This window comes from Modestobacter sp. KNN46-3 (genome assembly GCF_011039295.1).
Map to the genome: position 1 here is coordinate 18,031 of NZ_JAAKGN010000038.1, position 14,904 is coordinate 32,934.

Genomic DNA, 14,904 nt, shown 5'->3' on the forward strand with positions numbered 1-14,904 from the left:
GGTCAACGGTGGGACGTCGGACCTGACCGGCGGGCTCCCGGGGAGCCGGCGGGTCACCGTCCGACGGTGCTCTCCCGCGGGATGAGGAACGGCTCGAGGGTGACCGACCGCCGTCCGTCCGCCGGGCTGCCGTCCAGCTGGGCCAGGAGCATCTGGGTGGCGCGGCGGCCCATCTCCTCGCCCGCCTGGTCCAGTGTCGTGATCGGGATGACGCTGTTCCAGGCCGCGCGGTTGTTGTCGTACCCGACGACGGCGACGTCCTCGGGCACGCGCAACCGGCCGTCGACCACCAGCGACTGGATGAGGCCCAGGGCCAGCAGGTCCGCGCCGGCGACGACGCCGTCGGGGCGGTCGTGCGCCGGTCGGGCGAGCAGCTCGTCGCCGACCCGGCGGCCGTCCTCGACCCGGACGCCGGGGGTCTGGATCCGCTCCAGGGTCACCGCGCCACCGGACTCGCGGACCGCGCGCTCGACGCCCTCGAAGCGCTGCCGCACGACGGCCAGGTCGTCCGGGCCGGCGAAGACCAGCCGCCGGCGGCCGAGCTCGATCAGGTGCCGGGCGGCCAGGTGCCCGCCGTGCACGTTGTCGGTCTGCACCGTCCAGACCTCCGGCCCCACCGAGGGGTCGTTGAGGACCACCAGCGGCATGCCGCGTGCGCGCAGGGACGTCGTCTCGCCCGCCGCGTTCTGCTGCGGGGCGAGGAGCACGCCGGCCACGCGTTCCTCCTCGAAGAGGTCCAGGTAGGTGTGCTGCTTCGCGTCGTCGAGGTCGGCGTTGGCCAACAGCACGTTCATGCCCGAGCCGCTGGCCTCCTGCTCGGCGCCGCGGGCCATGTCCAGGAAGAACGAGTTGCTCAGGTCGATGACCACGAACCCGAACGTCGAGCTGGTGCCCGAGGACAGCGACCGGGCCGCACCGTTGCGCACGAACCCGAGCTCGCCGATCGCGGCCTCCACCCGCCGCCGGGTGGTCTCGGCCACCTTCGCCGGGTTGTTGAGCACGTTCGACACCGTGCCCAGCGAGACGCCCGCCGTCCGGGCGACGTCGATCATGCTCGGTGACGGTCTGCGCACCTCGCTGCTCCGCCCCTCGCTCGACGCCGGTTCCTCCAGGGACCCGGACGATAACCCGAGCCCCCGGAGGAGCGGTGTCGCGACGAGCTGCGGCGGCCGGGTCGCGATGCCGCAGGAGGTCAGCCGCGGGCAGCGGCGAGCTCGGCGAAGGTGTCGGCGACCCAGTCGGCGATGTAGGTGCTGACGTGGGAGAGGTGGTCCAGGCCGATGTGCTCGGTGGCCCCCTCCTCCGCGGTGAAGACGCGCAGCTCGCGCTTGGGGGAGTTGACCGCCTGGTCGTAGGAGCGGTGCGCGTACGCCAACGGGATCTGCCGGTCGTTGGCGCCGTGGGCGATCAGGAACGGCACACTGATCTTCTCCACGACGCCGTCCAGGCGGACGTCGTCGGCGAAGTCGAGGAAGGCGTCGAGGTCCTCCTCGTCCCCGCTGTGGCCCCACACCCACAGCACGTGCTCCCAGTAGTGGGGGACCGGGCGCTCGCCCTCGCGCTCCCGCCGGCGGCGCTGCACCGCGCCCCAGTCGTGGTTGGCGCCCCAGGCGACGCAGAGCGCGAAGCGCTTCTCGAAGGCCGCGGCGCGGGGGGCGTAGTAGCCGCCGAGCGACCAGCCGACGATCCCGATCCGGCTCGCATCGACGTCCTCGCGGGTCTCCAGCCAGTCGATGCAGGCGCCGGCCCACACCTCGGCGTCGATGCGGGCGGTCAGCCCCTGCAGCCGCAGCGCCTCACCGGTGCCCGGCTGGTCCAGCATCAGGCAGGAGATGCCGCGGGCGGCCAGCTCCTCCCAGTGGTTCGAGGCGTACATGTGCTCCTTGGTGGAGTCCAGCCCGTTGACCAGCACGACGACCGGGGCCGGCCCGTCGTCGGTGGCCGGCGCCTGGCTGAAGTACGCCGGCAGCGTCGTCCCCTCGTAGGGGACGGCGACCCGGCTGACCCGGGGGCTGTGCAGGTCGAAGGCCTTCTGCGCCAGCTCGAGCATCCGCCGGTAGGTCGGCACCCGGTCGGGGTTGGCGTGGGAGAGCATCCGCTCGGCCTGGGCCAGGTAGTTGCTGGCCCGGAACCACAGCTGACCGGCGGTGCGGGTGTGCCCCGCCTTCTCGGCCTCCTCCGCCTGGCCGACCAGCTGGTCGGTCAGCGTCCGCCAGGCGCGCAGGAAGGCCGGGGTCCCGGCGTCCTCGCCGGCGGCCGCGGCCTCCTTGATCGGCCGGCAGGCCCGGTCGACCTCGTCGATCAGGCCGCCGGAGTTGAGCGTCGCGACGACGCCGAGGTTGTAGGTGTACGGGCCGTCGGGGAAGTACTCGAACACGGTGTCTCTCTCTCGATCAGGGGGTGCGCCGGCGGGTGCGCGGGCGCGGGCGGGCCGGGGCCACCGGCGGCAGCTCGATCCCGGGGACGACGCGGTTGCGGATCGTGCCGATGCCCTCGACGGTCATCTCCACGACGTCGCCGGGTTGCAGCGGCGGCGGTGCCTGCTCGCCATGGCGCCCCCACAGCTCGGCCAGGCAGCCGCCGTTGCCGCAGGTGCCCGAGCCGAGCACGTCCCCGGCGCGCACCACGGTGCCGCGGGAGGCGTAGGCGATGAGCTCCTCGAACGGCCAGCCCATGTTCGACAGCAGGTCCTGGCCGATCAGGACGTCGTTGACCCAGACGCGCATGTCCAGGGTGAGGAAGCCGTCGTGGTCCCGGTACGGCTCCAGCTCGTCGGCGGTGACCAGCCAGGGACCCAGGGTGGTCGCTGAGTCCTTGCCCTTGGCCGGGCCGAGCCTGACCGCCATCTCCCGCCGCTGCAGGTCCCGGGCCGACCAGTCGTTGAGCACGGTGTAGCCGAAGACGTGGTCCCCGGCCTGCTCGCGGGTGAGGGAGGCGCCGTCCCGGCCGATGACGACGGCCACCTCGAGCTCGAAGTCGAACAGCTGGGAGCCCGGCGGGACCGGGACGTCGTCGTGCGCACCGACCAGCGCGTGCGGGTTCGTGAAGTAGAAGGTCGGGGCCTCGTACCACTCCGGCACGACCCCGGCGCCCTGCCCCATGCCGGCGACGACGCCCTCGACGTGTTCCTCGAAGGCGACGAAGTCGCGGACGCTGGGCGCCTCCAGCGGGGGCAGCAGCCGCACCGCGTCGAACGGCACGGCCGGGCCGTCCAGCGCAGCCGCGCCGGCCGCCAGCGCGGCCGGCAGCCCCGCGCGGACGAGGTCGAGCACCGTCGTCCGCGCGGGGAGTCCGTGCAGACCGGCGTCGGAGACGACCCCGGCCCGCACCTGTCCGCCCTGTTCGTAGGTGGCGAAGCGCATCAGACCGGCGGGGCCACGAAGAGGCCCTTGTCCGGGTCGTTGAACGAGCGCTGGGCGACGAACTCGTTCATCGCGTTGGCGGTGCCCCACTGGTCGGAGACCTCGGGGTCGCTGAAGTCGTAGACGTGCGGGTGCCAGCTGTCCTCGTCCAGCACTTCGAGCTCGGTCGTGTACTCGACGGTGTTGCCGTGCGGGTCGAGGAAGTAGCTGAAGGTGTTGTTGCCGGCCCTGTGCCGACCCGGGCCCCAGATCTTCTCCACCCCCTGGCGCAGCAGCCTGCCGGTGCCGCGCATGTACTCGTCGATGCCGCGCAGCTCGAAGGAGGCGTGGTGCAGCGACGGGTGCGGGCCGCGGGCGACCGCCATGCTGTGGTGCCAGGCGTTCGTGCGCAGGAACCACATCATGTTGCCCATCCGCGGGTGCATCAGGGTGTCGGACAGGGCGAACGCCAGGTGCTTCTCGTAGAAGGCCACCGTGCCCTCGGGGTCGGCGGAGTTGAGGACGACGTGGCTCAGGCGGACCGGGATCGACTCGCCCTCCTCGATCGTCCGGTGCTGCCGGACGGCGACGTCGGAGCTGATCTCGACGGTGCGGCCCTCGTTGTCGAAGAACCGGAAGCCGTAGCCGCCGCCGGGGGTCTGCAGGGTGTCCGGCTCGCCGATCAGCTGGACCCCGTCGGCGGCGAGCCGGCCGGCGAGGGTGTCGACGTCGGCGGCGGTGGCCGTGCCGAAGGAGATCAGGTCGACCCGTTTGTCGGCCGACTGCCGCAGCCGGACGATGTACTGCTCCGGTGAGCCCTCGGCGGCCAGGAACGTGAGGCCGGAGTCGGTGTGCTCGGCCTTCAGGCCCCACGTGTTGGTGTAGAAGTCCAGCTGCTTGGCGTGGTCGGGCACCGCCAGGTCGACGTGCCGCAGGTGGGTGATCAGGCGCTCGGTCATCGGGGGTCCTTCGGCTCAGGCGGGCTGGCTGGTGAGTTCGGCGATCCGGCGGAAGAGCGCGGGCGCGTCGCCCTGCACGTGGTCGAGCTGCCACTGGGCGAGGGTGTTCGAGGCGTCGACGACGGTCTTCGCCCGCGCGTACCGCCGGGCGTGGAAGGCGTCCCAGAGGTCCTGGTCCAGCACGGTCCGCTCGGTGAGCAGCTCGGCCAGGACGACGGCGTCCTCCAGGGCCATCGCGCCGCCCTGGGCGATGGTCGGCGGGCAGGTGTGCGCGGCGTCGCCGATCAGCACGACCCGGCCGCGGTTCCACGGCTCGTCGAGCACGTGCGTCTCGAACCAGGTGTAGTTGACCCGCGAGGGATCGGTCAGCGTCTCGCGGATCTCGTCCCACGGGCCGTGATAGGCCTCGGAGAGCTGCCGCATGGTGGCCAGCTGCTCGGCCGGGGAGAGGGCGCTGCGGTCCTGGGCCGGCTCGACGATGTAGGCGTAGAGCGAGTCCTCGCCGGTGGGGCAGTAGCCGGCGATGAACGACGGCCCGCCGTAGTACAGGTCGGTACGCGTGACGCTGGCCGGACGCGGGCCGAACGCCCGCCAGATGCCCATGCCGATCGACCGGGTCTCCAGGTTGATCCCCAGCGCCCGGCGGGTCCAGGACCGGAGGCCGTCGGCGCCGACCACCAGGTCGTAGCGGTGGGTCGAGTGGTCGGAGAAGGTGACGTCGACGCCGTCGTCGTCCTGGGTGAGCTCGGTGAACGTGGTGCCGTGGCGGAGCTTCACGCCGACCTCGGTGGCCCGGTCACAGAGGATGCGGGCCAGCTCCGGGCGGGGCATGCCCATCGCCGCGGGCAGGTCCGGGCCGCCGGTCTTGGCGTCCGGGATCTCCGCGAGCACGGAGCCGTGCGGGTCGGGGGCCCGGATGCCGGTGACGTCGAAGGCGAAGCCGGCCGCGGCGACCTGCTCCCAGACGCCCAGCGTGCGGAGCTCCCGCAGCGCATTGCCCTGCAGCGTGATGCCCGAGCCGAGGGCGGCGACGTCCGGCTTGATCTCGAGCAGGTCGACGGCGACACCGCGGCCGGCCAGGTGGATGGCCGTGGCGGCACCGGCCAGACCGCTGCCGACGACCAGGACGTTGTTCACTGCGGGCACGGGGGACTCCTTCGTCACTTGACCGCGATGGGGTTGACCGGTGCGCCGACGGCGCCGGTCACGGGTAGGGGAGCGGCGGTGAGGAAGAACTCCCAGACGCCGTCGGCCGCGCAGTCGGCGGCGAGCGCGTCGAGGTCCCACATCTCGCCGAGGAACAGGCCCAGGTTGGGGATGCACACCTGGTGCAGTGGCTGGAAGGCGACGTCGAACTCGTTCGGCCGCACCTCGAAGCCCCAGGTGTCGGTGGCGATGCCGGCGATCTCGGTGCCGTGCAGCCAGTCGGCGGTGGTGAACGACAGGCCGGGGGCGTCACCGCCGGCGTAGTCGCCCCAGCCGCGGCCCTCGGCGATGTCCCGCCGGGCGCGGGCCAGCCGGCCGGTGCGCACCAGCAGCAGGTCGCCGCGGCCGACCCGGGCGGTCTCGCCCTGCACCGCGACAGTGGCGGCGAGGTGCTCGGTGGTGATGGCGAAGCCGTCGGGCAGCTCGCCGTCGGTGCCGAGCGCCCGGCCCACGTCGAGCAACACCCCGCGGCCGGCGAGGAGCGAGGCCACGGTCTCGATGCCGGTGACCGCGTCGCCCGCGCTGGTGACCACGTCGCCCGCGCGGCGGCCGTTCCAGGCCATGCCGTGGTCGAAGATGTGGCCGAGCCCGTCCCACTGGGTGGAGGCCTGCAGCGGCATGAAGACGACGTCGTCCGCGCCCCCCAGGCCGTGCGGGAAGCCCTGCCCGCGCTCGGCGTCGGTTCCGGTGTCCAGCATCGTGTGCACCGGGTTGGTGCGCCGCCGCCAGCCCTTCTGCGGGCCGTTCATGTCGAAGGACTGGGCGAGGGAGAAGCTCGCCCCGCGCCGGACCAGCCGGGCGCCCTCCAGGCGCTTGGCCTCGTCGAGGAAGTTCAGCGTGCCGAGGACGTCGTCGGCGCCCCAGCGGCCCCAGTTGGAGCAGCGCTTCGCAGCCGCGGCGATGGCGGACTCCGGATCGGAGCGGTCGAGCTCGGTCGGTGCGTCGTGGGTCACGTCGGTCTCCTCCTTGAAGCGACCCACGTGACGTTCGGCGACGGCGAGTGATCAGGGAAGACGAGAGTGCTGATGCACGGCATAGACGGCGTGGATACTCCCCGTCCATGAACCTGGCCCGGCTGGACCTCAACCTGCTGGTCTCCCTCGACGCCCTCCTGCAGGAGCGCAGCGTGACCCGGGCCGCGGCGCGGATGGGCCTGAGCCAGCCGGCGCTGTCGGCGTCGCTGGCGCGGCTGCGCCGGCACTTCGACGACGAGCTGCTGACCCGGGCGGGGAACGAGTACCGGCTGACCCCACTCGCCGTCCAGCTGCGGGAGCTGTCCCGGCTGGCGCTCGCCGGGGCGGAGCGGGTGTTCACCGCCCAGCCGGAGTTCGACCCGTCGTCCTCGACGCGGGAGTTCACCGTGCTGGTCAGCGACTACGTCGTGGTGGTGCTGGGCGACACGCTCGCCGGGCTGCTCGGCGAGGAGGCGCCGCACACCCGGCTGCGCCTCACCCCGCACTCACCGGCCCTGGTGGAGCGGGCGGAGCAGACGCTGCTGGGCGCCGACGTGATGCTGCTGCCGCACGGCTTCGTCAGCGACCTGTCCCACCAGGACCTGTACCGCGACGAGTGGGTGTGCGTGGTCTCCTCGGACAACCCGGTCGCGGACGCCGGCCTCACCGTGGAGGACCTGCGGACGCTGCCGTGGGTGGTGACCTACCACGGGCAGACCGCCTCGACCCCGGCCGCGCGGCAGATGCGGATGCTCGGCATCGAGCCGCGCGTGCAGGTGGTGACCGAGGACTTCATCACCGTGCCGACCCTGGTCGCCGGCAGCGACCGGATCGCGCTGTTGCAGCGGCGGCTGGTGGACATGCTGCCGCTCGGCGCCGGGATCCGTGCCCTGCCCTGCCCGTTCGAGGTCGGCCCGCTGGTCGAGGCCATGTGGTGGCACCCGGCGCTGGACGACGACCCCGAGCACCGCTACCTGCGGGACGTCATCGCTCGGGCTGCCCGGCAGGCCGTCGGCGGTCCGCTGGTCATCGACGAGGCTGATGCCCCACCCCAGGAGAAGTGATTTCCGCTCGGGCGGCGCGCTCCTGACACTCCTCGGTCAGTGATGCCGGTCACCGTGGACCGGCGCTGACCTCCTGGAGATGCCGTGTCCGAGTCCGCACCGAGCCGCCCGCGGCTGTCCGCCCCGCCTCCCGCCGGCCAGGTCGTCGTCGACCCCGCCACCGGTCGCCCCGCCGGGCGCCCGCAGGTCGCCGTGCTGCTGCTGTCCAGCTGCCTGGCCGTGCTTGGCTCGGTGCTGCTCGCGCCGGTGCTGCCGGCCATCGAGGACGCCTTCGCCGGCACGCCCGGGGTCCAGGCGCTGACCCCGATCGTGCTCACCGCGCCTGCCCTGGTCATCGGGCTGACCGCGATGATCGCCGGCCGGATCGTGGACCGGGTCGGCCGCAAGCGGCTGCTGGTCAGCGCGCTCGTCGCCTACGCCGTGGTCGGGACGGCGCCGCTGTGGCTGGACTCGCTGGAGCTCATCGTGGCGAGCCGGGTGCTGGTCGGGCTGACCGAGGCGGCGATCATGACCTGCTGCACCACGCTGCTGGCCGACTACTTCTCCGGCCCCGAGCGGGAGCGGTACTTCGGCTACCAGGTCGTGTGCACCACCGTGGCGGCGACGCTCTTCTTCGGGTTGGGCGGCGCGCTGGGCGAGAGCAGCTGGCGGGCGCCGTTCTGGCTGTACGCGGTGAGCCTGCCGCTCGCCGTCCTGGCTGCGCGGCACATCTGGCAGCCGGCGACCGGCCCGGCTGCGCGCACCGGGAAGCTGCCGGCGCTCCCCTGGCACCAGCTGGCTGCGCCGGTCGGCGTGACCCTCTTCGGCGGCCTGGTGTTCTACGTGCTGATCGTGGAGCTGTCGTTCAAGCTCGACGCGCTGGGCGTCGAGTCCACCGGCACGATCGGTGCGGTCAGCGCCATCGGCTCGCTCGGCACCGCGGCAGGCGCCTTCGCCTTCGGCCGGCTCACCCGGCTCGGCCCGGTGGTCACCATCCCGGTGGCCTTCCTCCTCTCCGGCCTGGGGCTGATCGGCCTGGCGATGGCGTCGTCGGTGCCGGTGGTCGCGGTTTGCGCCGTCGTCACCGGGCTGGGCAACGGGCTGTTGCTGCCGGCGCTGCTCAGCTGGGCACTGGGTTCGCTGGGCTTCGAGCAGCGCGGTCGGGCCACCGGGGTCTGGACGTCGGCGCTGTTCCTCGACCAGTTCGTCTGCCCGCTGGTGGTGCTGGCCCTCAGCGGCGCGCTCGACGGGCTGGGTTCCGCGCTCACGGTGCTCGGTGCGCTGTCCGTGGTGGCCGCGGTCGGTGTCCGGCTCGCCCGGCCGACGGCGGTGGCCGCGCACTGACCCCGGTCGGCCGGGGTGGGTCATGCGGTGCGTGGCCTCGCCCCGGTCCGGTCAGCTCTGCTGGAGGAGCCGGCCGAAGGCGGCGGACCGCCGGAGGGCGACCGCCCGGCCGCCCAGTGCGGCGGCGTCCAGGTGGTCGCGGACCAGCTCCAGGGCGGCTCCGGACAGCGAGGTCACCGATCCGGCGTCGATCACGTCCACCCGCACCGGTTCGCGGCCGTAGCGGCGCTGGAAGGCCGCGACGACGTCGGCGTCCACCGCCCCGGCCAGGCACAGCGCCCGCCCGTCGGCGGTGTTCAGCAACCGGACCAGGCCGCGGTGGCCCGGCGGGGGCGACGTCACCCGGCCAGTGTCCCGCCGCCCCCGCCTGGCCGCTCGGACGGCCGGTCGCCGGATGACGGCCGGGCTCGCCCGGGTGTGACCTGCGGCCACCGACTAGGTTCAGACCGGACTTCCAAGGCGAGCGGCGAGGTGAGCACGGTGGGCAGGTCGGTGCTGGTGACCGGTGGGAACCGCGGGATCGGGCTGGCCATCGCCCGCTCGTTCGCCGAGGCGGGTGACTCCGTGGCGGTGACCCACCGCGGCAGCGGCGCCCCGGAAGGGCTGTTCGGGGTGCAGTGCGACGTCACCGACGCCGCCGCCGTCGACCGCGCCTTCACCGAGGTCGAGGAGCACCAGGGGCCCGTCGAGGTCCTGGTCAGCAACGCCGGCATCACCCGGGACGGGCTGCTGCTGCGGATGGGCGAGGACGCGTTCACCGACGTCATCGACGCCAACCTCACCGCCGCCTACCGGGTCGCCAAGCGGGCGGCGCCGAAGATGGTGCGCGCCCGCGCCGGGCGGATGATCTTCATCTCCTCGGTCGTCGGGCTGCTCGGCTCGGCCGGCCAGGTCAACTACGCGGCCAGCAAGTCCGGCCTGGTCGGGCTCGCCCGCTCCATCGCCCGCGAGCTGGGTGGCCGCAACATCACCGCCAACGTGGTCGCGCCGGGGTTCGTGTCGACAGACATGACCGCGGAGCTGCCCGAGAAGCGGCAGCAGGAGATCCTCGGGCAGGTGCCGCTGGGCCGGCTGGCCGAGGCAGACGAGATCGCCGGCGTCGTCCGCTTCCTGGCGGGCGAGCAGGCGGGGTACATCACCGGGGCGGTCGTCCCGGTCGACGGCGGACTGGGGATGGGGCACTGACCATGGGCATTCTGGACGGCAAGAAGATCCTCATCGCGGGCGTGCTGACCGAGCAGTCGATCGCGTTCTCGGTCGCGCGTCTCGCGCAGGAGCAGGGCGCCACCGTCGTCCTCTCCAACTTCGGCCGGGCCCTGTCGCTCTGCCAGCGGATCGCGAAGAGGCTGCCGCAGGAGGCGCCGGTCGTCGAGCTGGACGTGACGAACACCGAGCACCTGGCCACGCTGGCCGACCGGCTGCGTGAGCACGTCGACGGCTTGGACGGCGTGGTGCACTCCATCGGCTTCGCGCCGCAGGAGGCGATGGGCGAGGGGTTCCCCGAGGTCGCGTGGGAGCACGCGGCGACGGCGTTCCAGGTCTCGTCGTGGTCCCTGGCCTCGCTGACCCAGGCCTGCCGGCCGCTGTTCGGCGACACCGCCTCGGTGGTCGGCCTGACCTTCGACGCCACCGTCGCCTGGCCGGTCTACGGCTGGATGGGGGCGGCGAAGGCGGCCCTGGAGTCGACGTCCCGGTACCTGGCCCGTGAGCTGGGCCCCGAGGGCGTCCGGGTCAACCTGGTCGCGGCCGGCCCGCTGCGCACCATGGCGATGAAGTCGATCCCGGGCAGCGCGCAGTTCGAGGAGGCCTGGGAGGGTCGCGCCCCGCTGGGCTGGTCGGTCACCGACACCGAGCCGGCCGGCAAGGCCGTCACCGCGCTGCTCTCGGACTGGTTCCCGGCCACGACGGGTGAGATCGTCCACGTCGACGGCGGCTTCCACGCCGTGGGGGTATGACGGTCAGGTGACCGACCTCGCGCGCCCCCGGCACCCCCTCCCCGCCGGGGCCTCCATCACGCCTCCCGACCAGCAGCCGGACGAGTCCCCGTCGCTCGCGGTCCGCAACAACGGGGGTGTCGAGCCGGCCCGCACACCGGCGCCGGCCGGGCGCCGTGAGGCGCTGCTGGTGCTCGGCTTCGGTGGCCCGGAGGGCTCCGACGACGTGATGCCGTTCCTGCTCAACGTCACCCGCGGCCGGGGCATCCCGCCGGAGCGACTGGAGGCCGTCGCCGAGCACTACCGCCACTTCGGCGGTGTCAGCCCGATCAACGACCAGAACAAGGCGCTGGTCGCCGCGCTGGAGGCCGAGCTCACCGGCGCCGGCATCGACCTGCCGGTCTACTGGGGCAACCGCAACTGGGCGCCCTACGTCGAGGACGCCTGGCGGCAGATGGCCGACGACGGCATCGAGCACGCCTACGTGCTCGCCACCTCGGCCTACGCCTCGTTCTCCGGGTGCCGGCAGTACCACGAGGACGTCGCCCGGGCCCGGGTCGCGCTGGAGCTCGACCCGTCCGCGCCCACCGGCCCGACCGCGGAGAAGCTGCCGCACTACTTCGACGCCCCCGGCTTCGTGCAGGCCAACGCCGAGGCGCTGGCCGCCGCGATCGCCTCGCTGCCCGAGGAGTTCCGCGGCACCGCGCGGCTGGTGGCCACCGCGCACAGCATCCCGAACGCGATGGCCGCGGTGGCCGGGCCGGGCGGTGGCGCCTACGAGGCCGAGCTGCAGCGAGCCGCCCAGCTGGTCGTCGAGGCGGCGGCCCCCGGGCGCGACTTCGACCTGGTGTGGCAGAGCCGCAGCGGGCCGCCGTCCGTGCCGTGGCTCGAGCCCGACGTCAACGACCACCTGCGCGCGCTGGCGGAGTCGGGGGAGACCGCCGTCGTCCTCTTCCCGATCGGCTTCATCTCCGACCACCTCGAGGTCATCTGGGACCTGGACAACGAGGCCGAGGAGACCGCCGGCGAACTGGGCCTGGCCTTCGCCCGGGCGGCGACCGCGGGCACGCACCCGGCGTTCGTCGCCTCGCTGCGGGAGCTGCTGGTCGAGCGCCGGGCAGGCGGCGAGCCGCGGCTGGGCACCAACTGCCCGGCGTCCTGCTGCTTCGTCCAGCGCCCGGCCCGCCCGGCGGCCTGACGCCGCTCTGCACGCTCTCCGTGCGCATCGCCCGTGCTGCGGCGCGGGCACAGCGCACGGAGAGCGTGCAATGAGAGCGCCGCGGCTCAGCCCCGCGGGATCCAGTTGTAGGCGGCGACCGTCGCCTCGCGGACGGCGGTCGCCAGCGGGCGCAGCGCCTCGTCGCGGGCTGCTGCCTGCGCGTGGGTGACCGCGGCTCCCGGCGCGTCGGCCATCGCCAGGTCCAGCACCTGGGACAACCGCTGTGCCCGGCCGAGCACCGACAGCGCCACCGGGTCGTGGTCGGCCGGCAGCCCGGGGGCGTGCACGGTCCGGGCCAGCCCGGCCAGCAACCCGGGGACCTCGGGGTTCCACCGGGCGAGGTCCAGCGCGGCGAGCGTGCGGGCGGAGTCGCCGACGGCGAGGTCCAGCGCACCGGAGACCGCCCGCAGGTTGCCCTCCACCGGCGGTGCCAGGGGTGGCGCGCCGTCCAGGGAGACCGCCGTCCAGGAGACCGCCTCGGGCCCCAGCGCCTCCGGGACCAGGGCGAGCCGGGTGCCGACGGCGGCCTGCCCGGCCTCCAGGCCGAGCGCCACCAGCTCCGGCACCGCCGGCAGGCCGCGGGTGTCACCGGGCACCGGCAGCACCAGCCGCAGCCGTTGCTCGCCCAGGCCGCGGAGCGAGCTCAGCGCCCAGCCCAGCGGTACCGCCTCGTCGGTGCCGGGCAGCCCGACGACCCGGTGGGCCGTCTCGCCCAGCAGGACGTCGAGTGCCTCGTCGTAGGAACTGCGGCCGGTGAGCCAGGCGGTGGCCCAGACGGCGAACCGGCCGGCGGCGATGTCGTGCACGGTGAACGAGGCTACGACGGCCGCGCCACCGGCCGTCGCCCGACCGACCGGCCACGTCCCGCGGGCCGCACAGGCGTGGACGGCGACCGGATGACGCGTTCGCGTGCCAGACTCGGAGTGTGCCCGCCTGGTTGCTCTGGTTGATCGCCTCAGGCCTGTTCGCGGCCGGCGAGGTCGCCAGCCTGGACCTGGTCCTGCTGATGTTCGCCGGCGGCGCGCTGGGCGGCATGGGCGTGGCCCTGCTGGGCGGGGACCTGCTCCTCCAGGTGATCGCGTTCATCGTCGTCTCGGCCGGGCTGCTGGTCCTCGTCCGGCCCGTCGCCAAGCGGCACCTGGTCGACCGCACCCCCGAGCAGATCGACGGCGTCGCGACCTACGTCGGCCGCGAGGCCGTGGTCAGCCAGCGCGTCGACAACTCCGCCGGCCGGATCCGGCTGGGCGACGACGAGTGGACCGCGCGCACCCAGCTCGACGACGAGACCTACGACGTCGGCGCCGAGGTGCGGATCGTGCAGATCGAGGGGCCGATCGCCTACGTCAGCCGTCTCTGAGGTGACGTCCGGGTGACCGGGGCCCCAGGGGTCCTCAGGTGGCGCCGGACGGGGCAAGATCGGATCGACGCACCACTCCTAGGAACGGAGCACCGCCCTCGTGGAACCCGCCTTGATCGCTCTGATCGTGATCGCCGTGCTGGTGGCCTTCGTGCTGGCCAAGAGCGTGACGATCGTCCCGCAGGCGCAGGCGAAGGTGGTCGAGCGCCTGGGCCGGTACAGCCGCACCCTCTCGCCCGGGCTGGCGCTGCTCGTGCCGTTCGTCGACCGGGTGCGCGCGACGATCGACCTGCGCGAGCAGGTCATCTCCTTCCCGCCGCAGCCGGTCATCACCGCCGACAACCTCCAGGTCGGCATCGACACCGTCGTCTACTTCCAGGTCACCGACCCGCGCCTGGCGGTCTACGGGATCGCCAACTACATCACCGGCATGGAGCAGCTCACGACCACGACGCTGCGCAACGTCGTCGGTGGGCTGAACCTCGAGGGTGCGCTGACCGGCCGGGACGGCATCAACTCCCAGCTGCGCACCGTGCTCGACGGCACCACCGGCCCGTGGGGCCTGCGGGTCGCCCGGGTGGAGATCAAGGCGATCGACCCGCCGCCCTCCATCCAGGACTCGATGGAGAAGCAGATGCGCGCCGACCGCGACAAGCGCGCTGTCATCCTGACCGCCGAGGGGCAGCGGCAGTCGGCGATCACCACGGCCGAGGGCCAGAAGGCCGCCTCGATCCTCTCCGCGGAGGGCAAGAAGCAGGCCGCGATCCTCGACGCCGAGGCCGAGCGGCAGAGCCGGATCCTGCGGGCCGAGGGCGAGCGCGCCGCGCTGTTCCTGCAGGCGCAGGGGCAGGCGAAGAGCATCGAGACGGTGTTCCAGGCCATCCACGACGGCAAGCCCGACCAGGGCCTGCTGGCCTACCAGTACCTGCAGACGCTGCCGAAGATCGCCCAGGGCGACGCCAACAAGATGTGGATCGTGCCCAGCGAGTTCAGCAAGGCGCTGGAGGGGCTGTCCAAGCTGGGTGGCGGCGACGACGGTGAGGGACAGCGCAGCTGGCTGGACGTCGACGCGTCCTCCGGTGCCCAGGGCGCGACCCAGGCGCCGGCGTCGTCCCTGGACACCAGCAACTGGTTCGACTCGAACCTGCCGCCGGCCGCCGAGCAGCCCGAGGCCAAGATCTCGCTGTCCAGCATCGCCGACACGGCGGGGGAGACGGCGCCGCAGATCCCCAAACCGCCGCCGCTGTCACAGGTCAAGCAGGACGTGCAGGAGAGCGGCCCGGCCGCCGACCCGCGCAACCGCCCCGCGGACGACGACCCGCTCCAGCTGCCCCCGGGCTGACCCGCTGGACGCCGATGGCCCAGAACTCATCGAGTTCTGGGCCATCGGCGTTCAGTGCTCGCGGCTGGAGGCCCCTAGTTGTACTGCCCGGACAGGTTGGTGCAGCGCTGCGATGAGCAGCTGATCTTGATGTGAGGAGGGACCTCCGGGTTGGGTGTGGGAGCCGCCAAGCACCCGCACCGACCCAGGAGGTCCCTCGTGGTCCA

Annotated in this window: 15 protein-coding genes; 7 read left to right on the forward strand and 8 right to left on the reverse strand. The window is 73.3% G+C overall.

All coding sequences use genetic code 11. The features are described from left to right. Window positions 1-53: 53 nt before the first annotated feature. The 6 genes from G5C62_RS10750 to G5C62_RS10775 all read right to left on the reverse strand — a co-directional run bounded on the left by G5C62_RS10750 (window position 54) and on the right by G5C62_RS10775 (window position 6,459). Complete coding sequence (locus tag G5C62_RS10750) at window positions 54-1,052, reverse strand: LacI family DNA-binding transcriptional regulator (RefSeq protein WP_036338432.1); 999 nt, start codon at window positions 1,050-1,052, stop codon at window positions 54-56. Window positions 1,053-1,192: 140 nt separating this feature from the next. Beyond that, entirely contained in the window at window positions 1,193-2,377 is a 1,185-nt protein-coding gene (locus G5C62_RS10755) for a S9 family peptidase (RefSeq protein WP_164700961.1), read from the reverse strand. 16 nt (window positions 2,378-2,393) lie between these two features. Further along, a complete protein-coding gene (locus tag G5C62_RS10760; RefSeq protein WP_164700962.1) occupies window positions 2,394-3,362 on the reverse strand; it encodes a fumarylacetoacetate hydrolase family protein in 969 nt (322 codons plus the stop codon). Then, entirely contained in the window at window positions 3,362-4,300 is a 939-nt protein-coding gene (locus tag G5C62_RS10765; RefSeq protein WP_164700963.1) for a VOC family protein, read from the reverse strand. Before G5C62_RS10765 ends, G5C62_RS10760 begins: the two co-directional genes overlap by 1 nt. A 15-nt stretch (window positions 4,301-4,315) precedes the next feature. Next, window positions 4,316-5,446: an FAD-dependent oxidoreductase gene (locus G5C62_RS10770; protein WP_164700964.1), complete on the reverse strand. Its 1,131-nt coding sequence runs from the start codon at window positions 5,444-5,446 to the stop codon at window positions 4,316-4,318. A gap of 14 nt (window positions 5,447-5,460) precedes the next feature. Beyond that, window positions 5,461-6,459, reverse strand: a complete 999-nt coding sequence (locus G5C62_RS10775) for a cyclase family protein (protein ID WP_164700965.1) — start codon at window positions 6,457-6,459, stop codon at window positions 5,461-5,463. Between the two features lie 107 nt (window positions 6,460-6,566). Between G5C62_RS10775 and G5C62_RS10780 the strand changes: the two genes are divergently transcribed. Both G5C62_RS10780 and G5C62_RS10785 read left to right on the forward strand, forming a co-directional pair. Next, a complete protein-coding gene (locus tag G5C62_RS10780; protein ID WP_164700966.1) occupies window positions 6,567-7,523 on the forward strand; it encodes a LysR family transcriptional regulator in 957 nt (318 codons plus the stop codon). 84 nt (window positions 7,524-7,607) lie between these two features. Next, window positions 7,608-8,846: an MFS transporter gene (locus tag G5C62_RS10785; RefSeq protein WP_206330578.1), complete on the forward strand. Its 1,239-nt coding sequence runs from the start codon at window positions 7,608-7,610 to the stop codon at window positions 8,844-8,846. Between the two features lie 51 nt (window positions 8,847-8,897). On the opposite strand, the gene G5C62_RS10790 is transcribed toward G5C62_RS10785, so the two are convergent. Further along, on the reverse strand, window positions 8,898-9,188 hold the full coding sequence (locus tag G5C62_RS10790; RefSeq protein ID WP_164700967.1) for a hypothetical protein: 291 nt from the start codon (window positions 9,186-9,188) through the stop codon (window positions 8,898-8,900). Window positions 9,189-9,326: 138 nt separating this feature from the next. Between G5C62_RS10790 and fabG the strand changes: the two genes are divergently transcribed. Genes fabG through G5C62_RS10805 form a run of 3 tightly spaced genes read left to right on the forward strand, consistent with a single transcriptional unit; the run spans window position 9,327 to window position 11,978 of the window. Further along, entirely contained in the window at window positions 9,327-10,031 is a 705-nt protein-coding gene (gene fabG, locus G5C62_RS10795) for a 3-oxoacyl-ACP reductase FabG (RefSeq protein WP_036338415.1), read from the forward strand. 2 nt (window positions 10,032-10,033) lie between these two features. Beyond that, window positions 10,034-10,801 (forward strand): enoyl-ACP reductase FabI, encoded by a 768-nt coding sequence (gene fabI / locus G5C62_RS10800; protein WP_036338413.1) that lies wholly within the window; start codon window positions 10,034-10,036, stop codon window positions 10,799-10,801. 7 nt (window positions 10,802-10,808) lie between these two features. Beyond that, entirely contained in the window at window positions 10,809-11,978 is a 1,170-nt protein-coding gene (locus G5C62_RS10805; RefSeq protein WP_164700968.1) for a ferrochelatase, read from the forward strand. Between the two features lie 86 nt (window positions 11,979-12,064). Here G5C62_RS10805 and G5C62_RS10810 read toward each other — a convergent pair whose 3' ends face one another. Then, complete coding sequence (locus tag G5C62_RS10810) at window positions 12,065-12,805, reverse strand: hypothetical protein (protein ID WP_164700969.1); 741 nt, start codon at window positions 12,803-12,805, stop codon at window positions 12,065-12,067. 119 nt (window positions 12,806-12,924) lie between these two features. Here G5C62_RS10810 and G5C62_RS10815 point away from each other — a divergent pair, with 119 nt between their 5' ends. Continuing rightward, window positions 12,925-13,356 (forward strand): NfeD family protein, encoded by a 432-nt coding sequence (locus G5C62_RS10815; RefSeq protein WP_036338406.1) that lies wholly within the window; start codon window positions 12,925-12,927, stop codon window positions 13,354-13,356. A 112-nt stretch (window positions 13,357-13,468) separates the two neighbouring features. Next, window positions 13,469-14,698, forward strand: coding sequence for an SPFH domain-containing protein (locus G5C62_RS10820; protein ID WP_241175825.1), 1,230 nt, complete (start codon window positions 13,469-13,471; stop codon window positions 14,696-14,698). Window positions 14,699-14,904 lie beyond the last annotated feature (206 nt).